This is a genomic window from Pseudoxanthomonas sp. UTMC 1351 (assembly GCF_040948865.1).
Taxonomy (GTDB): Bacteria; Pseudomonadota; Gammaproteobacteria; order Xanthomonadales; family Xanthomonadaceae; genus Pseudoxanthomonas_A.
The window spans coordinates 1-588 of sequence record NZ_JAVGJT010000071.1 but is presented as its reverse complement, the minus strand read 5'-3'; the positions used below and the strand labels follow the sequence as shown (position 1 = coordinate 588).

The 588-nt window shown below is 49.0% G+C and carries 1 protein-coding gene; it reads right to left on the bottom strand.

Going from position 1 to position 588, the window contains the following annotated elements; genetic code table 11:
* Nucleotides 1-232 precede the first annotated feature (232 nt).
* Nucleotides 233-588 (bottom strand): hypothetical protein (locus AB6O04_RS20630; protein WP_368566301.1); only part of this gene is annotated, 356 nt, incomplete at its 5' end.

Genomic DNA, 588 nt, shown 5'->3' with positions numbered 1-588 from the left:
TCCGAAAAATTTGAGTTTGCGCGCAGAAAACACGTGCCAGCAGTCGGGACAACGGATATTTACCGACACATCTGAAAAGGTAAAAACGTTAAAGCCAACGGGAACCCCACCAGAAACAAGCGCGTTACGGGCTATAAATTCTGCTGAGCACCTCGGGCAAACTTCTAGCTCGTGCATTGGGGTGTAACGCTTGAGTTAAGCCGCGCCGCGAAGCGGCGGCTTGAATGAATTGTTAGATGCTGTCTTTGTCATCTCTATCTCTTAGGAGCATATACAAACACCAACCCATTACTCCAAGCACAGGAGCTAAGAGGATAGCTCTGGATATCCATGTTGTGTCGGGACCGGCCAAGTAAAAAAACAAGCCATGTCCATGCTGGTACTTGGAATACTCAAATACGGCAGAAAGACCAAACAGGATCAGAAACAGGCCGGAAAGCGCTACCTTTTCTGCTTTTGATGTCGTGGATTTCATCGCACCTAACGCCTGAATTAAGCCGAGCCACGAAGTGGCTGGCTTGAATGATGAGATGGACTCCTCCCGCGTCGCCAAACGGCTTCGAAGAGCCAGACTGATGTTTAGCATCA